The following is a 19,398-nucleotide window of genomic DNA, read 5'->3' as shown; positions in this document are numbered from 1 at the left end:
AAGGGGCGGCAGACGATACAGCCTTTCGCCTCAGCGCAGGCTCGAGTTGTCCATCTTCCGGGTGCTGATGACCTGGTCGATCAGGCCGTAGCTCAGCGCGTCCTCGGCCGTGAGGATCTTGTCGCGCTCGATGTCCTCGCGGATCTTCTCGACCGGCGTCGTGGAGTGCTTGGCCAGCATCTCCTCCAGCTGCGAGCGCATCCGGAGGATCTCGTTCGCGGCGATCTCCAGGTCGGACACCTGACCGCGGCCGGTCTCGCTGTACGGCTGGTGGATCAGCACGCGCGCGTTCGGCAGGGCCATGCGCTTGCCCGGCGTACCGGCGGCCAGCAGGACGGCGGCGGCGGAGGCGGCCTGGCCCATGCAGACCGTCTGGACGTCCGGCTTCACGTACTGCATCGTGTCGTAGATCGCCGTGAGCGCCGTGAAGGAGCCGCCGGGGCTGTTGATGTACACCGAGATGTCACGGTCGGGGTCCATCGACTCCAGGCACAGCAGCTGCGCCATGACGTCGTTGGCGGAGGCGTCGTCGATCTGGACGCCGAGGAAGATCACGCGCTCCTCGAAGAGCTTCGCGTACGGGTCGTACTCGCGGATGCCCTGGGAGGTGCGCTCGACGAAGCGCGGAATGATGTAGCGGGACTCGGCCTGCGGGCCGGTGTAGCGGCCCTGCGAGGCGCTCATGTCCTGCATGGCGTCCATACGGTCGTAGATCCCGCTGCCGGGGAACTGGTTCACGGTGTCTCCTGAAAAAGGGCTGAGGCGGTCGGCTGGGGCTGTCTGGGGTCGCTGGCGCCCGGGAGGGCTCCGTGGGCCTCACGGGGCGCCACAGGCCCCGTGGGGACCGCTCAGGCCCCGGTGCCGCCGCCGCCCGGCATGCCGGCGGCCGTGGGGATGACGTCGTCGATGAGGCCGTACTCCTTGGCCTCGAAGGCGTCGAACCAGCGGTCGCGGTCCGAGTCGCGGGTGATCTGCTCGACCGACTGCCCCGTGTGCTGGGACGTGAGCTCGGCCATGCGCTTCTTGGTGTGCAGCAGCCGCTCGGCGTGGATCTTGATGTCCGAGGCCGAGCCCGCCAGGCCGGCGGAGGGCTGGTGGATCAGGATCTCGGCGTTCGGCAGCGCGAAGCGCTTGCCGGGGGTGCCCGCGCTGAGCAGGAACTGGCCCATCGAGGCCGCGAGGCCCATGGCGATGGTCACCACGTCGTTCTTGATGAACTGCATGGTGTCGTAGATCGCCATGCCGGCCGTGATGGAACCGCCGGGGCTGTTGATGTACAGGTAGATGTCCTTGTCCGGGTCGGCGGCAAGGAGCAGCAGCTGTGCGGTGATCTTGTTCGCGATGTCGTCGTCGACCGGCTGGCCGAGGAAGATGATCCGCTCGTTGAGCAGCCGGTTGTAGACCTGGTCGCCGAGGCCACCACCGATGGAAGGCTCGCCGGCGGCTGAAGGCATCAGATTCGTCACGTATCCACCTGCTCGTCTTACGACGGCGCCGGGCCGTCTCACGTTTCCCTAGGAGCTAGGAGCCGTTCGGGGACTCCACTGCCCTCGTATTCATGGACCCTAACGCGCGGGTCCCTTCGGGGAATCCCGGGAATGGGAGTGTTCGCCGGGGGCGTAGCGCGCGGGGCTCCGCCGGGGCACGTGCGGTCTCGTCGGGGTGGGGGCGGGAATCACCGGGCTGCGGGCGGGTGGGGGACCTGTCCCGCGGTGGCGGCGCACCTGGACTGCGGCTGCCCCTGTGGGCGGCAAGAAGGCCCCGGGGGCGTGCCCCGGGGCCTTCTTCACCACTTCACCGACGCCGGGACTCAGCCCTCGGTCTTCTCCTCGGCGGACTCGGCCGGGGCCTCCTCGGCGGACGCCTCGGTGGTCTCCTCGTCGTCGAGGTCGATGATCTCGCCGTTGGTGTCCTTGACCGTGGCCTTCTCGACCACGACGGCCAGGGCCTTGCCGCGGGCGACCTCGCCGACCAGGAGCGGAACCTGGCCGCCCTCGACGACCGCCTGGGCGAACTGGTCGGGGGACATGCCGGAGGAGGCCGCACGCCGCATGAGGTGCTCGGTGAGCTCCTCCTGGTTGACGTTCAGCTTCTCCTGCTTGACGAGCTCGTCGAGCACGAACTGGGTCTTGATGCCCTTGACCGCGGCTTCCTTGGTCTCGGCGTCGAACTCCTCCTCGCTCTTGCCCTGGATCTCCAGGTACTTCGCGAGGTCGAGGCCCATCTGGCCGAGCTGGTGGTGCTCGAGGTTGTGCTTGCGGGTGTTGACCTCGTCCTCGAGCAGCTTCTCGGGGACCGGGACCTCGACCAGCTCGAGCAGCTTCTCCAGGACGCGCTCCTGCGCCTGCGTAGCCTGGTCGTACTGCTTCATGTTCTCGAGGCGCTTGCGGCTGTCCGCGCGCAGCTCCTCCATGGTGTCGAACTCGGAGGCGAGCTGCGCGAACTCGTCGTCCAGCTCGGGCAGTTCACGCTTGGCGACCTGGGTGACCTTGACGGTGACCTCGGCCTCCTTGCCGGCGGCGGAGCCGCCCTTGAGCTCGGAGGTGAAGGTGGTCTCGCCACCGGCCTCCAGGCCCTTCACGGCGTCGTCGATGCCATCCAGCAGCTCGCCGGATCCGATGGTGTAGGAGACGCCGTCGGCGACCCCGTCCTCGAGGACCTCGCCGTCGACCTTGGCGCGCAGGTCGATCGTGAGGACGTCGCCGTCCTCGGCGGCACGCTCGACCGGGGCGGTGGAGGCGAAGCGCTCGCGCAGCTCCTCGACGGCCTTGTCGACGTCCTCGTCGGTGACCTCGACCGCGTCGACCTCGACCTCGATGCCGGAGAAGTCCGGGATCTCGATCGTCGGGCGGATGTCGACCTCGGCGGTGAAGTTCAGCGTCTCGCCGTCCTTCAGCTCGGTGATGTCGACCTCGGGCTGGCCCAGCACGCTGAGCTCGGCCTCGTTGACCGCGTCGGTGTAGAACTTCGGAAGCGCGTCGTTGACCGCCTCCTCCAGAACCGCACCGCGGCCGAACCGCTGGTCGATGACCCGGGCCGGGACCTTGCCCTTGCGGAAGCCCTTCACCGAGACCTGCTGGTTGATCTTCTTGTACGCCGCGTCGAGGCTGTCCTTGAGCTCCTCGAAGGGCACCTCGACAGTGAGCCGAACCCGAGTCGGGTTCAGGGTCTCCACGGCGCTCTTCACGGTTCGGTCTCCTTGTGGCTGACTTCTTGGTTTCTGCCGGGGCCAGAACGGCCCGGCGGATTTCGCCGCCCGGAGGACTGCAGACGATGAGACACACGGGCGTGCAGCTTGCATAGTAACGGCAGCGACTACACCGCCCAAAAGGCGATCACGTGAGTGATCCGATGGGCGATCACGCGAGTGATCGGGTGGCTGGTCGGGGTGGCGGGATTTGAACCCACGGCCTTCCGCTCCCAAAGCGGACGCGCTACCAAGCTGCGCCACACCCCGTCTGGTGCGACACGTAGGGTACATGCCGACAGGCGGTGTCGCGGCCGCATTTCCACGGGGCCCGCGGCGCGTCGGCTCCGGCGGGAATGCGGTGTGCGACGGAGGGGGCCGACCCGCTACGATGCCTTCAGTGCCGCGCGGTCACCCGACCTGCGGCGCGTGCTGTGCGGGCGTAGCTCAATGGTAGAGCCCTAGTCTTCCAAACTAGCTACGCGGGTTCGATTCCCGTCGCCCGCTCCATACGGCTCAGGGCCAGGCGGAGGATCATTCCTCCGCCTGGCCCTGATCGTTTCCCAAGAGTGGGCCGTTACGGTCGTCGCATGACTCCTGGCTCCTTCTCGCCCGCGGACATCGCGTCGATGCCCAGGGCCGAGTTCGCGTTCCCCGGTTCACTGCGCGACCGGCTCGTCGCGGCGATCCTCGACGGTTCGAAGACCTCCACGACCGGGCTGGTCATCGACTACGAGCACGAGGACGACCCGTTGCCGCAGGCCGGGGACCGTTCGGTGGTCATCGATTCGGACGGTCGTCCGGTCGCGGTCATCGAAGTGACCGACGTACGCGTCGTCCCGCTGGGGCAGGTCGATCTCGTCCATGTGGTGGACGAGGGTGAGGGGCACACCGGCGTGGCCGAGTGGCGACAAGCGCACGAGCGGTTCTGGCACGGTGAGGACATGCGGGCGGCCCTGGAGGACCCCGGCTTCACCGTGGGCGATGCGACGCCGGTGGTTCTGGAGCGCTTCCGCCTTGTCGCCGATCTCCGTCCCCGGATCCACCGCCTCGCCGACTGAATCAGATGCGTCAGAGGTTGCGGACGTCCACGGTGTAGACGGACCGGACGCCGTACGGGACGTACAGGGCGTCGCCGACGAGGAGGAGCGGTGCTCCGGAGGTGACGAGTATGTTGTCGGCCCGGCCGCCGTCGTCGCGGCCCTCCCGGGTGTGCTCGACCTTGCCGGTGCGCGCGTTCAGGGCGGCCAGGCGGCCGCTGGGCGAGGCGAAGTACACGTGGGTGGCGGAGGCGGCCGGCGGTCCCTGCCGCTCCAGGGTGGAGTTGGATTCCCACAGCGTCCGCCCGGTGCTCGGCGAGACGGCGCGGACGCCGCCGCTGCTGCGGGTGAAGTAGACGGTGCCGCGCACCAGGTACGCCCTCGACTCCTCGGGCCGGGGCTTGGCCAGTCGGCGCACGGTGAGCTCGTGCGAGGAGACGTCGATCAGGGTGAGATCGCGGGTCGCCGTGGACCGGCCGTCCGCGAACACCAGGCGTCCCTCCTGGCGGCCGAGCAGGTCCAGGTCGCCCTCGGCCTCGACGGTCCAGCGGGCCCTGCCGGTGGCCGGGTCGATCTCGGAGACGGTGCTTTCGGCTGTCTCTCCGTCGTTCGTCACGGTCGCGCAGATCAGATAGGCACGGCCGGCCGCCGAGTCCAGCGCGCAGTCGCCCCGGGTGTCCGGCCTCGGCTGCCGCCAGCGGACCTTCCCGGTGTCGGCGTCGAGCAGGGCGTACTGGTCGCCCTGTGATCCGTAGAAGGTGACGACGCCCTCGGGCACGGCCGTGGCGGCGCCCTGCGTGCTGTCGGGGACCGATGCCGTCTCGCCGCTGCCGGTCGGGGTCCGCCAGAATTCCTTGCCGGTGTCGGCGGCCAGGGCGTGGACCGCGTAGCTGGAGCCGACGCCGCTCGTTCCTTCCGCGTCGTCGGCCCCGTAGGTGAAGACGCGTCCGTCGCCGGTGCCGATGAGCGCGCCCTCGTCGCCGAAGGCGCCGTCGGGGGTGGCGTCGACGGCCCGGCTCCAGGTGTTGCGGCCGTCGGCGAGACCGAAGCGGGTCGCCATGAGGTCGGAGCCGGCACACACCAGGGAGGCGTCGACGACGGAGCAGCCCTTGAGGGGCGTGTCGGTTCCGCCCAGGACGCCGTTGTCCTTGTCCGGGGTCTTCACCGTGGCCACCCACGGCTTCCAGCCCTCGGGAAGGTCGGCCGCCCTGGCGGTGGAGGAGGGCGGGCGGTCGTTGTCGCGGATCAGGGTGACGGTGGTGGTGACGATCGCGGCGAGCGCGACGGCCACCGCGGCCGTGACCAGCAGCAGTCCGTGTCTGCGGCGGCCGCGGGTGCGCTCCGCCTCGGGCGCCGGTGCCCCGGCCGGGTCAGGTAGGGACTGGTGCTGTTCCGTCGGGGTCCTGCCGGGCCGCGGGTGCCGCGACTCGTCCCGTTCGGCGTCCGCCTCCTCGGGCAGGCGGTGCGACGTCTCGTCCCGCTCGGCGCGGGCCGTGCCGGGCCATGCGGTGCCGGCCGGCTCGGTCGGCGGGGCGCCCGGCCACGGCCGTACGGGGCGTGGTGCGCCGGTGCCGGGCACCAGGAGGGGGCCGGGGGTGCCGCCCTCGCGGAGCAGCGTGAACAGTTCGTCCGCGGCGGGGCGGTCCTTCCGGTGCTTCTCCAGGCAGAGGCGGATGAAGGGGAGCAGTTCGTCGGGGACGCCGGTGAGGTCCGGCTCGCCCTCGACGACGCGCAGGGCCGTTTCGTACGGGCTCGGGCTGTCGAAGGGGCCGCGGCAGGTGGCGGCGTAGGTGAGGACCGAGCCGAGGGAGAACATGTCGGCGGCCGGGCCGACATCCTGGGGGGCGGCGAACTGCTCCGGGGACATGAAGGGCGGGGTGCCCATGACGCGACCGGTCTGGGTGAGGACGTCGGAGGCGGCGAACTCGGCGGCGCGGGAGATGCCGAAGTCGATGACGCGGGGGCCGTCCTCGGCGAGCATCACGTTGGCCGGTTTCAGGTCGCGGTGGACGACCCCGGCGCGGTGGATGTCGCGCAGCGCCTCGGCGAGGCCGGCGGCGAGACCGCGCAGGCGGGGCAGCGGGAGCGGGCCGTGCCCGCGGACATGGGTGCCGAGGTCCGAGCCCGGTATGTAGAGCGTGGCCATCCAGGGGTGTGTGGCGTCGGCGTCCGCGTCCACGACGGGGGCCGTGAAGGCGCCGCTGACCTGGCGGGCGGCGGCCACCTCGCGACGGAAACGGGCGCGGAACTCGTCGTCGTCGGCGTACTGACTGTGGACGACCTTGACGGCGAGGCGTCGGCCGGAGGCCGAGCGGGCCAGGTAGACCACACCCATGCCGCCGGAGCCGAGGCGGTCCTCGATGCGGTAGCCGCCCACCTCCGCCGGGTCAGAATCGCGCAGCGCCATCCCCGAACGTTCCCCCCGTCACGCACCGTCCTGTGGTCGGGGCGAGCGTAACCGCCCCTGCACCGGGCCCGCAGCGCAGGGCTCGGGAGGGGGCGCCGGCGCCCCGGTCAGAAGCTGATGGAGTTGATGGTGTCCGCTATCGAGTTGAGGAACCGGTTGATGGACGGGGCCATACCGGTCGAGGCGAGGAAGAAGCCGAACAGGATCGCCACGATCGCCGGCCCTGCCTTGATGGACCCCCCTCTGATCAACACCACAAGGATGATCGCCAACAGCAGAACCACAGACAGTGAAATGGCCACACTGATCACACCCTCGGTCGGTCCGCTCTCCCGGCCCGGGGACGCGACCCCGCGCACCCCCGCCAGAACCATCGTGCCACCAACGCGGCCGGGCTATGCGGCCGGTGACGCATCGACCACACCTGTGTCGCTCCGCCCGTGTGTGCCGCCCGTGCGCGGAGGCTCGACTCCGGGCAGTCGTACGGCAATTCGAAGAGCCACCCGCACAGGGAATTCGGCCGTATCGTTTCCATCTCCACACAACGCGTTCGCAGCTAATTCGAATTGTTGCCACAAGCCCGTCAACAGCCGTGCGGTCCAGGGACCGAAGGGGGGCTGAAGCAGACATTCCACTGGAGTCGCCTGCTGGTCTTATGCCTCGCTTAGTCCGGAAGTATCACGACAAGCAGGGCTCAGTCGGTGCACACAATCCGGCATCGGACGATGTGTTGGCCGTCACGTCGACAGTGACGTCAACTGCCCGTAATCCGGGGTACCCGCAGCGAATAGCCAGGAATCACGTCCGGCGTTTTACGAATAGCTGCAGGGAACGCTAGGGTGCCTCAGATGTTCCACGCTGCCTCGTCCCCCGCACGCGCAGCGAGGTCCCGGATCGTCTCCCCGAGCTCCTGGTGGGAGGGTCTGTGACGAACTCGCTGCGACCGAACGGCGACCGCAGGGCGCCACTTCCCCCGGCACAGTCGCCGGCCGACGGAGTGCCGAGCCCCCGCTCGCCGCAGAGCACGCAGAAGAAGCAGAACGGCAAGCAGCGCGACTCCTTCTTCGACAACGCCAAGTACCTCGCGATCGTCCTGGTCGCCATGGGCCACGCCTGGGAGCCGCTCAAGGGCGACAGCCGGATACTCGAGGCGGCGTACCAGGTCGTCTACGCGTTCCACATGCCGGCGTTCATCATCATCTCCGGCTACTTCTCCCGCAGTTTCGACATGCGGCCCGACCGGCTGAAGCGCCTGATCACCGGCGTCGCCGTGCCGTACATCATCTTCGAGACGGCCTATCCGCTCTTCAAGCGAGTCATCGACAACGACCCGCACCAGGAGATCAGCCTTCTCGACCCCTGGTACCTGACCTGGTTCCTGGTCGCGCTGTTCATCTGGCGCCTGACCACCCCCATCTGGAACCTGGTGCGCCGGCCGCTGCCGCTCGCGCTGGGGCTCGCCATGCTGGCGACCGTGACCCCGGAGATCGGCGACGACCTGGACCTGCAGCGCGTCCTGCAGTTCCTGCCGTTCTTCGTGCTGGGCCTGGTGATGAAGCCCGAGCACTTCCACATGGTGCGCCGCCGTTCGGTGCGGATCGCCTCGGTGCCCGTGTTCGCCGCCGCACTGGCCTTCAGCTGGTGGGCGGTGCCGCGCATGAACACCGCGTGGTTCTACCACCGTGACGCCGCGCAGGAACTGGGCGCCCCGTGGTGGACCGGCCCGGTCATGGTGCTCGCGATGTTCGGCTGCTCCCTGGTGCTGACCGCCTGCTTCTTCGCCTGGGTGCCGCGCCGCCGCATGTGGTTCACCGCCCTCGGCGCCGGCACGCTCTACGGCTACCTGCTGCACGGCTTCCTGGTGAAGGCCGGCGACTACCAGGGCTGGTTCGAGGCGTCCTGGCTGCACCATCCAGCCGGTGAGATCCTCGTGACCGTCCTCGCGGCCGCCGTCGTGACGGTGCTGTGCACCAAGCCGGTGCAGCGGGTCTTCCGGTTCGCGATGGAGCCGAAGATGGAGTGGGCCTTCAAGCGGGACGCCGCCGAACTCGCCCGCGAACGCCAGAGCGCCGAGCGGCGCGAGCGCGAGCGCGAGAAGGTCAACGCCTGACCCGCACCGCTGGATTCATCCGACGAGACCGAGAAGCGCGCGCATCCGTGCGTACTTCTCGGTCAGTCGTGTGCGGGTCGCCTCGTCGAGGACCGCGAGACGGGCCGGGTCCGCGTTGTGCGCCAGGTCCGACTCCTTCACCAGCAGCGCGCCGGGCGTGGCGAGGATCCGCGCGGCGTACGCCTCCGGCGGCTCCCCCGCCCGTTTGGTGACCGCGAGGACGATGTCCTTCGTACGGCTGCTCAGCGCGGCCTCGCGCAGCCACCGCGGGGAGAGGGCGTCGTCCTCGACGGCGTCGTGCAGCCAGGCCGCCGCGATCTGCTCCTCGTCGCCGCCCCGCACCCGTACGCCCTCCGCCACGGCCTGGAGGTGTTCGGTGTACGGCCGTCCCGCCTTGTCGGTCTGGCCGCTGTGCGCGGCGCGGGCGGTGGCCTCGACCTGGGCCAGGGTCAGCGGGATGCGGGGTGTCTCGGTCACGGCACCAGTGTGCACCTGAGGAGAACCGCACCTCAGCGGGTGGCGGCCGCTGTCGGTCCCTCGCGGCAGATCAGCAGCAGGGCCCGGTCGTCGTTGACGTCCTTGGCGACGGCCTCGATGAGGTGCCAGGCCGCACCGTGGAAACCGCCGGCCACATAGCGGTCGGCCTCACCGGTGAGGCGGTCGATGCCCTCGACGATGTCGCGGTCGGCGGTCTCCACCAGGCCGTCCGTGAACAGCATCAGCACGTCCCCGGGTCGCAGTGAGCCCTTCACCGGATCGAACTGGGCACCGTCGTACACCCCGAGGAGCGGGCCCTCGGCCGCCTTCTCCTCCCAGCGGCCGCTGCCGGCGCTGAGCTGGAGGCCCGGCGGATGCCCCGCGGTGTAGAGCTCGTAGTCGCCGGAGTCCAGGTCGAGGACCAGGTGGATGGAGGTGGCGAAGCCCTCGTCCCAGTCCTGGCGCAGGAGATAGCCGTTCGCGGCCGGGAGGAAGGCGTGCGGCGGGAGGGAGCCGAGCAGACCGCCGAACGCACCGGACAGCAGCAGGGCGCGGGAGCCCGCGTCCATGCCCTTGCCGGAGACGTCGGTGAGGACGACTTCGAGCGTACGGCCGCCGTTGGTGCGCGCCGCCACCACGAAGTCGCCCGAGAACGACTGGCCGCCCGCCGGGCGCAGCGCCATCTCCCGGTGCCAGCCGTCCGGCAGGCCGGGCAGCTTGCTCTGCACCCGGATACGTTCGCGCAGGTCGAAGAGCATGGTGCCGCCGCGCCGCCAGGGCACACCGACCCGGCTGCGGAACTGGGCCAGGAGCAGCCCGAAGAAGCCGCAGGCCGCGACCACGAGCACGACGCCCGGGGTGACCCTCGACGGGCCCTCCGTGTACGGGCCCAGCTGCACCGACTCCACGATCAGTGCCGTGGCCGCCGCCGCGTACAGGCCGAGCAGGCTCGCCGGGCGCAGCAGCAGCCCGCCCACGACGACGGGCAGCACCAGCGCGGCCGGTGAGAACCACACCGAGTTCGCCAGCGTCGCCGACGCGATCAGGGGGACCGCCATGAGCAGGCCGGCCAGGGCGATCCAGTCCGAGCCGTTGCCGCGGAAGTAGTCCACGGCCGCTCGGCGCACGCCGACGCGGACCCGGTGCCACTGCTTGTTCAACCGGGCCGTGAACGTGTCGGCTTCCGCGCGCCGCTCTCGTCCTGATGCCATTAGTTCGGGACCCTATCCATCGGACCAGCCGCTTGGCACGGGAGGTCCCACTTGTCCCCCGTCCGAGGGCCGACTTCACAGTGAACTTCACAACGCTCCGCCGCGCCGCCACCCGGGAGAAATTGCCTCGCTCGCCCCGCACTGCCCTGGTAGGCATGGCTCATGGCAGCTGACGCGAAAGGCCTTTCGCCCGACGTGCGGGTCCTCCGCCAGGACGATTGGGACAAGTGGTACGACACCCTGATACGGGGCTTCGGAGGGGTGCCGGAGTCCGCCGAAGAGCGGCAGTTGTGGAACTCACTGACCGAGTTCGACCGTTCCATCGGTGTCTGGGACGGGGACGAGTGCGTGGGGACGGCCGGGGCGTTCAGCTTCCGGCTCACCGTGCCCGGCGGCGCGTCACTGCCGGTCGCGGGCGTCACGATGGTCAGCGTGGCCGCCACGCACCGTCGGCGCGGCCTGCTGACGGCCATGATGCGGCGGCAGCTGGACGATGTGCGCGCGTGGGGTGAGCCGCTGGCCGTGCTCACCGCGTCCGAGCCCGCGATCTACGGGCGGTTCGGATACGGCAACGCGACCGTCTCGTTGACCGCCGAGATCGACACGACCCGGGTACGGCTGTCGGTGCCGGACGGTACGGATGACGTACGGGTGCGGTACGCGGTACCGGCCGATGTGCTCGACGTGTGCGAGGCGGTGTACGCCCGGCTGGTTCCGGCGCGGCCCGGCATGCTGGCCCGGCGGCCCGGCTGGGAGCGGCTCGGGGTGCTCGACCCGGAGAGCGAACGGGACGGGGCGTCGCCCCTGCAGTGCGTGCTCGCCGAGCGGGACGGGGAGACGGTCGGGTACGCGCGGTACCGCGTCAAGCCCGCCTGGGAGCCGTCCGGGCCCCACGGCACCGTGATCGTCGAGGACTTGGCGGCGCTGGACCCCGCCGCGGACGCGGCGTTGTGGCGGTTCCTGTTCGGGATCGACCTGACGTCGAAGGTGAACGTGCGGGGGCGCCCGGTGGACGACGCGTGGCAGTACCTCGTGTCCGACCAGCGGCGGTGCCGGCCGTCGTTGCGGGACTCCCTGTACGTGCGGCCGGTGGAGGTGGGAGCCGCGCTGGAGGCGCGGACGTATCAGGCGCCGGTGGATGTGGTGTTCGAGGTGGAGGACGCGTTCTGTCCCTGGAACTCCGGGCGTTGGCGATTGAGCGGGGACGCGAAGGGAGCATCCTGCGAACGTACGGCGGATGCGGCGGATGTCGCCCTGTCCGTACGGGAGTTGGGCGCCGCGTATCTCGGGGGTGTGCCCCTGGCCTCGCTGGGGGCGGCGGGGCGGGTACGGGAGGTTCGGCGGGGGGCGCTGGCGGAGACGTCGCTCGCCTTCGGGGCGGGCGTGCCGCCGTGGCTGCCGCACGGGTTCTGATGCCCCGGCCGCCTCAGGGGCGCTGGCAGGCCGGGCACCAGAAGAGGTTGCGGGCGGCGAGATCGGCGGTGCGGATCTCGCCGGCACAGATGTGGCAGGGCAGGTCGGCCCTGCGGTAGACGTACACCTCGCCGCCGTGGTCGTCCACGCGGGGCGGGCGGCCCATCGCCTCCGGGGTGTGCTCCGGGCGGACCGTGTCGATGCGGTTGTTGCGGACGCCCTCGTGCATGAGGTCGACCAGGTCGGTCCAGATCGCGTGCCACTCGGCGGGGGTGATGTCCTTGCCGGGGCGGTACGGGTCGATGCGGTGCCGGAAGAGGACCTCCGCGCGGTAGACGTTTCCGACGCCTGCGATGACCTTCTGGTCCATGAGGAGGGCGGCGATCGTCGTACGGCTGCGGGCGATGCGGCGGTACGCGGTGTCCGGGTCGGCGTCGTCGCGGAGCGGGTCCGGGCCCAGGCGGTCGTGTATCGCCTGCTTCTCCGGGGGGGTGATGAGGGCACAGGTGGTGGGGCCTCGGAGGTCCACGTACGTGGTCTCGTTCGCCAGGCGGAGGCGGACGGTGTCGGTGGGGGGCGGTTCGGGGGCCGGGCCCAAGGTGACCTTGCCGAAGAGGCCGAGGTGGATGTGGATCCAGTCGGTGTCGCGGAAGCCGAGGAAAAGGTGTTTTCCGTGGGCTTCCGTGTGGGTGAGTTCCGTGCCGGTGAGGAGGGTGGCGGCGGGGGTGAACTTGCCCTGGGGGCTGGTGGTGCGGGGTTTTGTGCCGAGGAAGGCGGCGGCGTAGTCCTGGGCGAGGCGGTGGATGGTGTGGCCTTCCGGCACGGGTGCTCCCTGTGATCGTTGCCTTTTGCCCACCCACCCGCCCGACGCGGTCGGCCGAGAGGCCCGAGCCGAAACGCCTCGGGGCTCCGCCCCGGAACCCCGGCGGGGACTTCGTCCCCTGCACCCTTCTCGGGGGCTCCGCCCCCGTGCCCCCGGCGGGCTCCGCCCCGTGCCCCCGCTGTGCTCCGCCCCGGACGCCGACAGAGCCACGGCCCTCCCCGGGGACAGAGCTATGGCCCTGCATGGGGCAGAGTTCCGGCCCGCCTGAGGGCAAAGCCCCCTGGGGACATAGACCAAAGCCCGCCGGAGAGCGCAGCGCTGCTGCCTGCCTGGGGACGGCGGAGCCCCCTGCCTGGGGGCAGAGCCGCTCCCTCCCCGTCCTGGGCGCCACGGCCGTCGCCCAGGCGGCGTGGCTGTCGTGGGGGTGGGTTACTGCTGGGGGTGGTGCGGCGGGATCGGGGGGAGGTCGCCGGTCGTTTCGTAGGACGCGAGCATGTCGATTCGGCGGATGTGACGTTCGTCACCGGAGAACGGCGTGCCGAGGAAGGTCTCCACGAACTTCGTCGCCTCGTCCTGCGAGTGCATGCGCGCGCCCACCGCGACGACGTTCGCGTTGTTGTGCTGGCGGCCCAGGGACGCCGTCTCCTCGCTCCAGGCGAGGGCCGCGCGGACGCCCTTGACCTTGTTCGCGGCGATCTGCTCGCCGTTGCCCGAGCCGCCGATGACGACGCCGAGGGCGTCGGGGTCCGCGGCCGTGCGCTCCGCTGCACGGAGGCAGAAGGGCGGGTAGTCGTCCTGGGCGTCGTAGATGTGCGGGCCGCAGTCGACGGGGTCGTGACCCGCCTCCTTCAGCCACTCGACGAGGTGGTTCTTGAGTTCGTAGCCCGCATGGTCCGAGCCGAGGTACACGCGCATGGGACGAGTGTGACACGGGTGTTTCGGGGAAGGCGCGCGGGGTGGCGCCCATGAAAACCCGAGGCACATGTGAGCCGCATTACTGAACCTCAGGAAAACCTCAAGTAACAATCTGGATTCAAAGGTTCTCCTAAACGTTCGCCTCCGATTCACTGGACCGGCTCGTACACCGCTCGTACGAGCCTCCCCGTACACCGTGATGCCGCGACACACCCCGTTCGTACGGCTCGTGCGGTTCCGTACGGAAGTACAGCTCCCCGGCGCAAAGGAAATCCGTTCCATGACCTCGCAGCCGACTCTGAACAAGACCGGAAACGACCCCGGAGGGCCCGGAGAACCCGGAGCCGAGGGCTCCGGACTGCAGGCCGGGCTCAAGAACCGGCATCTTTCGATGATCGCCATCGGTGGTGTCATCGGCGCCGGACTCTTCGTGGGGTCCAGCTCCGGCATCGCCACCGCGGGGCCCGGCATCCTGCTGTCGTACGCCCTCGTCGGCACGCTCGTGGTGCTGGTGATGCGGATGCTCGGTGAGATGTCGGCCGCCAACCCGACCTCGGGTTCCTTCTCCGCCCACGCCGACCGGGCCCTCGGGCCCTGGGCCGGTTTCTCCATCGGCTGGCTGTACTGGTTCTTCTGGGTGGTCGTGCTGGCGGTCGAAGCGACCGCCGGCGCCGTGATCCTGGAGGGCTGGATACCGGCCGTGCCGCAGTGGGGCTGGGCCCTGATCGTGATGCTGGTGCTGACCGCCACCAACCTGGTCTCCGTCGGCTCCTACGGCGAGTTCGAGTTCTGGTTCGCGGGCATCAAGGTCGTCGCCATCGCCGCGTTCATCGTCATCGGCGGACTGGCCGTGTTCGGGCTGCTGCCGGGTGTGGACAGTGAGCAGGCCGGGCTGAGCAACCTCACCGAGCACGGCGGCTTCCTGCCCCACGGGGCCGGCGCCATCCTCACCGGTGTGCTGCTCGTCGTCTTCTCCTTCATGGGCAGCGAGATCGCCACGCTGGCCGCCGGTGAGTCCGAGAACCCGCGGCAGGCCGTCACCAAGGCCACCAACAGCATCATCTGGCGTGTCGCCGTCTTCTACCTCGGCTCGATCGCCGTCGTCGTGTGCCTGCTGCCGTGGGACAGCAAGTCCATCACCAAGGACGGCTCCTACGTCGCCGCGCTCGACTCCCTCGGTATCGCGCACGCCGGGCAGATCATGAACTTCATCGTGCTGACCTCGGTGCTGTCCTGTCTCAACTCCGGCCTCTACACCGCCTCCCGCATGGCGTTCTCGCTCGGCCGGCGCGGCGACGCACCGAAGGCCTTCGCCCGCACGACGTCCAACGGCGTGCCGCGCACGGCGATCCTCGCCTCCGTCGCCTTCGGCTTCGTCGCGGTCTTCTTCAACTACAAGTTCCCGGACTCCGTCTTCCTCTTCCTCGTGAACTCCAGTGGCGCTGTCGCCCTGTTCGTGTGGCTGGTGATCTGCTTCTCCCAGCTGCGCATGCGGAAGATCATCAAGGCGGAGGCGCCCGAGAAGCTCGTGGTGAAGATGTGGCTGTACCCGTATCTGACCTGGGCGACCGCCGCGCTGATCGTGTTCATCCTCGGCTACATGCTCACCGACACCGAGCACGACGGACGCCAGACCATCCTGCTGTCGCTGCTCGTCGCGGCGGTGGTGCTCGTCATCGCCTTCGTGAAGCAGAAGGTCCGTGGGCGCCGGCCTGTTGACGGCGCCCCGCAGGAGCAGGACGCGGAGCGGAGCGAGGTTTCGGCCGGCTGATCCTCCGGCCGCTCACCGTTCGCCGTGAACGGGGGCCCGTTGTGCGTGCCGTCGCCCGGCTGCACGCACGACGGGCCCCCTTTTCGTGGGCCCACAGCACCGTTGCCCACAGCACCGTTGCCTACAGCACTGTGAAACTGTCCTTGACCCTCTCGTAGGTGGCGAGTGCCTCCTGCTCGATCCCGTCCTCGTACCACGTGTTGACCTGGTACGACTTGCCGGTCACGTTGAAGCCGAGCAGACGGGCGTGCCAGTGGACGCCCTGCAGCGTGAACGTGTACTCCCAGACCACCGCCGGGTGACCGCGGAACGTCGTCTCCTCCAGGCGGATCTTGCGGTAGTCCCGGCCCTGGCGGGCGTTGCGCTCCGAGGTCTGCCACGACTCCAGCAGGTCGCCGCGGGCCAGGGAGGACTTGCCGACCAGTTCCTGGGACCCGTCCGGGGAGGTGTAGTGCACCTCCGCCCCCGTCTTCACGTCCCGCCGCCAGCCGTCGGGTGTCGCCCAGGCGAACCCACCGGCCTCCCGGTGCGTGCCGGGCGGCAGGGTCAGCGGCCTGGTGGTGCCCTCGACGGTGGGCGAGGGAGTGGTGTCCCCGGTGGTCGCCGGCGTGGACGCCGAGGAACCCGCACGGGGAGTGTCGTCACCGCCCGGTGAGCCCGACGACGTCGCCAGCAGGATTCCCGCGACGGTTCCGGCGGTGGCGAGCGTGGCCGCCGCGGCGGTGAGCACCGTACGGCGACGGCCTGCGCCGCTACGGGGGCGGGGTGTGGCCGGGACGGCCGGCCCGGGGAGTTCGCCGGGCGGCATCGGCAAGGGTGCGGGTGTGGGGTGGGGCCGGCGTTCGGTCTCCGCTTGAGCGCGCGTGAGCGAGACAGGGCCCCTGGCCTTCGCGGACGTCGTCGTGGGGGTGGCGCCCGCGGTGTGGTGGTGCTGCTCCGGGGCGGGGGCGGGCCGGCGGGGGTCCCGGGGCGCCGGGAGGTACGCGGGGGTGGGTGATTCCTCCGGGGGTGCAGAAAGAGGCGCCCGCGACTGCGGCTGTGGGGAGAGTTGTTGTCCCCCGAGAGTGGTTTCCAGGTCGGGGTCGGGCTCCGGTTCCGGACTCGGTGCGGGCGCCTCGTCCGCCACAGGCTCCGGCTCCCCCAGCCCCACCGCGACCGTCGGTGTCGGAGCCGGAAACGCCACCGGTCGCAGCGCCGTTTCGAGCGCCTCCAGGTCCGGGCGAGCCGACGGTTCCTTCGCCAGCAGGGACGTCAGGATGTCCCGCAACGGGCCGGATGCACCGGGGAGTTCGGGCTCCTCGTACAGGACCGCGTGCAGTGTCGCCAGCGTGGTGTCGCGGGAGAACGGGGAGCGGCCGCCCAGGGCCGCGCAGAGGGTCGCGCCGAGGGACCAGACGTCGGACGGTGGGCCCTGGGGGCGGCCGGAGATGCGCTCGGGGGCCATGTAGTCGGGCGAGCCCACCAGCATGCCGACCATCGTGAGTGCCTTGGCGTCCTGGATCGCGGCGATGCCGAAGTCGGTGAGGACGACCCGGCGTCGCCGGCCGGAACCGCTGCCGTTGCCGCGTGCGGATCCGGCCATCCCGTCCGCGTGTTCCACGAGCACGTTTCCGGGCTTGATGTCGCGGTGCAGTACGCCGCGTTCGTGCACCTGCCGTAGCGCCGCGACCAGACCGAGTCCGATGCGGGCCGTCTCGCCGGGGCTCAGTGGGCCGGTCTCCGAGAGGATCCGTTCGAGGGAGGGGCCTGTGACCAACTCCATGACGATCCACAGGCGTTCGCCCTCGTCGACCACGTCGTAGACGCGTACGACATTGGGGTGGTCGATGCGGGCCGTGGCGCGGGCCTCGCGCAGGGTGCGTTCGCGGCGGGTCCTGCTGTCCTCCGCGTCGAGACCGTCGATCCGCATTTCCTTGACGGCGACCTGCCGGTCGAGTATTTCGTCGGCGGCTCGCCACACCCGCCCCATTCCCCCCTGGCCGATACTTTCGACCAACCGATAGCGCCCCGTCACCAATATCCCTGGAACACCGCCACTGTTCGCATTCCCCGGCAATCCGCTGCACCCCCTCCACGACGCCGCGACCGACTCCAGTGAAACACAACGGTCACACTTCGAGCCGTCTCAGGATAGTGCGGCGAAATCTTGTGGTACCTCTTTCAGTGCTGCGAATTCAGGCGCAGCCCAGGGGGACGCAAGGGGGACGAACATGAGTTCTCGTCGTACGACAGCGGTCGCGGGATCGCTGGTCATGGCATCTTTCTCGGCGGTGATGATCCTTTCCGGCACGGCCGGCGCGGAGGACGAGGGGCCCGCGAGCGGCAAGGGGGGAAAGGCGGTTGACGAGGCGCCGGCAGGGGTGAAGCTCACCACGCTGCTGCCCGTGAAGATCTCGGTCGACAACGGTTCGGAAAAGACGGCGATTACCGCCACGGTGAAGAACGAGGGGAGCAAGGACAGCGGGAAGATCAGGCTGTTGGTGGTCGGTTTCGACGGGCTTGTCGTCAAGGGCGTCGAGGGATGTTCGGCGATACCCGAGAACGGGCTTCCGGAGGGTTCGAACAGCGGATTCGCATGCCCGATCGACAATCTCGCGGCCGGTAAGTCGAAGTCGTACGAAGTCGACGCGACGTTCGACCTCGGCAAGACCGGAAAGATCTGTCTGCCCGTGCAGACGGACGACGGGAAGAAGACCTTCTGGCAGCAGGGCCCGGTGCCGTTCGGTACCAGCAACCCGTCGCCGGACGCCCCGGCCACGCCGCTGCTGCTCGGCACCGACAACGAGCCGGCGGGTCCGGGCGGCAAGGAGCTGCCGAAGACCGGTCCGGCCCGTGATCTGCTGCCGCTGGGCGCGGCCGGTGCGTCGCTGCTCGCGACGGGCGTGGCCGGCATGTGGTGGTCGCAGCGGCGGCGGCCGGTGGGTCAGGAGGGCTGAACCAGCCGCCTGTCGCGCCGCTCGGACGCCGAGAGGCCCGCCGGGGATACTCGTGCCCCGGCGGGCCTCTCGGCGATACCCGCGATTTCAGCGCTTGTTCGCGAACTTCCACGCCGTCGGCAGGGCGCCCATCGCCAGCGCCGCCTTCAGCGCGTCGCCGATGAGGAAGGGCGTGAGGCCGGCCGCGATCGCGGCGGTGGCGGACATGCCGGTGGCGAGGGCCAGGTAGGGCACGCCGATGGCGTAGATGATCGCCTCGCCCACCAGCATCGTGCCGGCCATGCGCAGCATCGAGCGGTCGGCGCCGCGGCGGGCCAGGGCGCCGACGACGGTGGAGGCGAGGATCATGCCGAGGATGTAGCCGAAGGAGGGGGCGACACCGGAGGAGGCGCCGGCGAACCACGGCACCCCGGCGATGCCCGCGAGGGCGTACAGCGCCAGCGCGAGGAAGCCGCGGCCGGCGCCGAGGGACGTGCCGACGAGCAGCGCGGCGAAGGTCTGGCCGGTCACCGGCACCGGGGAGCCCGGCACGGGCACGGAGATCTGGGCGGCGAGGCCGGTGAGCGCGGCGCCGCCGAGCACGAGGGCCGCGTCCCGGACTCGGGAGGCGGGGAGCAGGTCGGCGAGGACCTGTCCGGCGCGGGCGGGTGTGGCGGCGGCGGTGCTCATGGGGACTCCGCGAAGGTGAGGGCCGGTGGGACACCGTGACGCTATCCCAGCGCCCTCGTCCCGATCACCGTCAGCGGTCCACAAAGGCGTGGACCGGCCGTTGGTCTGCTTCGGACAAAGAGCGCGGGTTACAGCGGGTACGGCGTGATGCCGGTCACGGTGATGGCGTGCCATATGACACGGGAGGGCGAAACCGGTCGTCTGTAGGTTTCCCCCAAAGGCACAGAGTGCGCCGTCTCGCCCGTCGGTCGCCGTCTGGGCAGCCCGGGGCCCTTTTGCTAGCGTCGCCGACATGGTTGCCCAGGCCCGGTACTTCTCGTCGCGTCGCTATGTCGACCTGCGACGCCAGGGCACGGCCACCTGTCGCCGCCCTCTGTGAGGCGGGGCGGAGGGATCCGGCCCGCCGATCGAGACGGCGCAGTGTCGGACCGGCCTCCAG

At 70.2% G+C, this 19,398-nt stretch carries 16 protein-coding genes and 2 tRNA genes; 6 read left to right on the top strand and 12 right to left on the bottom strand.

The window, feature by feature from the left end; all coding sequences use genetic code 11:
- Window positions 1–30 precede the first annotated feature (30 nt).
- The 4 genes from IO24_RS0101335 to IO24_RS0101320 form a co-directional block, all read right to left on the bottom strand.
- Entirely contained in the window at window positions 31–738 is a 708-nt protein-coding gene (locus IO24_RS0101335) for an ATP-dependent Clp protease proteolytic subunit (RefSeq protein ID WP_031130856.1), read from the bottom strand.
- A gap of 110 nt (window positions 739–848) precedes the next feature.
- Window positions 849–1,454 (bottom strand): ATP-dependent Clp protease proteolytic subunit, encoded by a 606-nt coding sequence (locus IO24_RS0101330; protein ID WP_030818448.1) that lies wholly within the window; start codon window positions 1,452–1,454, stop codon window positions 849–851.
- Window positions 1,455–1,810: 356 nt separating this feature from the next.
- Complete coding sequence (gene tig, locus IO24_RS0101325) at window positions 1,811–3,187, bottom strand: trigger factor (protein ID WP_031130852.1); 1,377 nt, start codon at window positions 3,185–3,187, stop codon at window positions 1,811–1,813.
- A gap of 193 nt (window positions 3,188–3,380) precedes the next feature.
- Window positions 3,381–3,457 (bottom strand) — tRNA-Pro (locus tag IO24_RS0101320).
- Window positions 3,458–3,623: 166 nt separating this feature from the next.
- Here IO24_RS0101320 and IO24_RS0101315 point away from each other — a divergent pair.
- Window positions 3,624–3,697 (top strand) — tRNA-Gly (locus tag IO24_RS0101315).
- Window positions 3,698–3,777: 80 nt separating this feature from the next.
- Window positions 3,778–4,248: an ASCH domain-containing protein gene (locus tag IO24_RS0101310; RefSeq protein WP_031130851.1), complete on the top strand. Its 471-nt coding sequence runs from the start codon at window positions 3,778–3,780 to the stop codon at window positions 4,246–4,248.
- Window positions 4,249–4,258: 10 nt separating this feature from the next.
- On the opposite strand, the gene IO24_RS0101305 is transcribed toward IO24_RS0101310, so the two are convergent.
- Window positions 4,259–6,634, bottom strand: a complete 2,376-nt coding sequence (locus tag IO24_RS0101305; RefSeq protein ID WP_031130850.1) for a serine/threonine-protein kinase — start codon at window positions 6,632–6,634, stop codon at window positions 4,259–4,261.
- Window positions 6,635–6,741: 107 nt separating this feature from the next.
- On the bottom strand, window positions 6,742–6,936 hold the full coding sequence (locus IO24_RS0101300; protein ID WP_031130848.1) for a hypothetical protein: 195 nt from the start codon (window positions 6,934–6,936) through the stop codon (window positions 6,742–6,744).
- A 623-nt stretch (window positions 6,937–7,559) separates the two neighbouring features.
- Between IO24_RS0101300 and IO24_RS0101295 the strand changes: the two genes are divergently transcribed.
- Window positions 7,560–8,744 carry an acyltransferase family protein gene (locus IO24_RS0101295; RefSeq protein WP_037667046.1) on the top strand — a complete coding sequence of 395 codons (1,185 nt, stop codon included), beginning with the start codon at window positions 7,560–7,562 and terminating at the stop codon, window positions 8,742–8,744.
- Window positions 8,745–8,759: 15 nt separating this feature from the next.
- On the opposite strand, the gene IO24_RS0101290 is transcribed toward IO24_RS0101295, so the two are convergent.
- On the bottom strand, window positions 8,760–9,221 hold the full coding sequence (locus IO24_RS0101290) for an HD domain-containing protein (RefSeq protein ID WP_031130844.1): 462 nt from the start codon (window positions 9,219–9,221) through the stop codon (window positions 8,760–8,762).
- 32 nt (window positions 9,222–9,253) lie between these two features.
- Window positions 9,254–10,432, bottom strand: a complete 1,179-nt coding sequence (locus tag IO24_RS0101285) for a PP2C family protein-serine/threonine phosphatase (protein ID WP_031130842.1) — start codon at window positions 10,430–10,432, stop codon at window positions 9,254–9,256.
- Window positions 10,433–10,594: 162 nt separating this feature from the next.
- Between IO24_RS0101285 and IO24_RS0101280 the strand changes: the two genes are divergently transcribed.
- The gene (locus tag IO24_RS0101280; RefSeq protein WP_031130840.1) at window positions 10,595–11,845 is read left to right on the top strand and encodes a GNAT family N-acetyltransferase; all 1,251 of its coding nucleotides are present in this window, start codon (window positions 10,595–10,597) and stop codon (window positions 11,843–11,845) included.
- 13 nt (window positions 11,846–11,858) lie between these two features.
- On the opposite strand, the gene IO24_RS0101275 is transcribed toward IO24_RS0101280, so the two are convergent.
- The gene (locus IO24_RS0101275; RefSeq protein ID WP_031130838.1) at window positions 11,859–12,668 is read right to left on the bottom strand and encodes an Fpg/Nei family DNA glycosylase; all 810 of its coding nucleotides are present in this window, start codon (window positions 12,666–12,668) and stop codon (window positions 11,859–11,861) included.
- Between the two features lie 429 nt (window positions 12,669–13,097).
- Window positions 13,098–13,583 (bottom strand): ribose-5-phosphate isomerase, encoded by a 486-nt coding sequence (locus IO24_RS0101270; protein ID WP_031130836.1) that lies wholly within the window; start codon window positions 13,581–13,583, stop codon window positions 13,098–13,100.
- Window positions 13,584–13,863: 280 nt separating this feature from the next.
- Between IO24_RS0101270 and IO24_RS0101265 the strand changes: the two genes are divergently transcribed.
- Window positions 13,864–15,354, top strand: coding sequence for an amino acid permease (locus IO24_RS0101265; protein WP_031130834.1), 1,491 nt, complete (start codon window positions 13,864–13,866; stop codon window positions 15,352–15,354).
- Between the two features lie 121 nt (window positions 15,355–15,475).
- On the opposite strand, the gene IO24_RS0101260 is transcribed toward IO24_RS0101265, so the two are convergent.
- Window positions 15,476–17,371, bottom strand: coding sequence for a serine/threonine-protein kinase (locus IO24_RS0101260; RefSeq protein WP_078898821.1), 1,896 nt, complete (start codon window positions 17,369–17,371; stop codon window positions 15,476–15,478).
- 193 nt (window positions 17,372–17,564) lie between these two features.
- Between IO24_RS0101260 and IO24_RS0101255 the strand changes: the two genes are divergently transcribed.
- The gene (locus IO24_RS0101255) at window positions 17,565–18,290 is read left to right on the top strand and encodes a hypothetical protein (protein WP_031130829.1); all 726 of its coding nucleotides are present in this window, start codon (window positions 17,565–17,567) and stop codon (window positions 18,288–18,290) included.
- Between the two features lie 87 nt (window positions 18,291–18,377).
- Here IO24_RS0101255 and IO24_RS0101250 read toward each other — a convergent pair whose 3' ends face one another.
- Complete coding sequence (locus IO24_RS0101250; protein WP_031130827.1) at window positions 18,378–18,959, bottom strand: biotin transporter BioY; 582 nt, start codon at window positions 18,957–18,959, stop codon at window positions 18,378–18,380.
- Window positions 18,960–19,398 lie beyond the last annotated feature (439 nt).

The organism is Streptomyces flavovariabilis (genome assembly GCF_000725785.1).
Lineage (GTDB): Bacteria > Actinomycetota > Actinomycetes > Streptomycetales > Streptomycetaceae > Streptomyces > Streptomyces hawaiiensis.
This window is presented reverse-complemented; position numbering and strand designations above follow the sequence as displayed.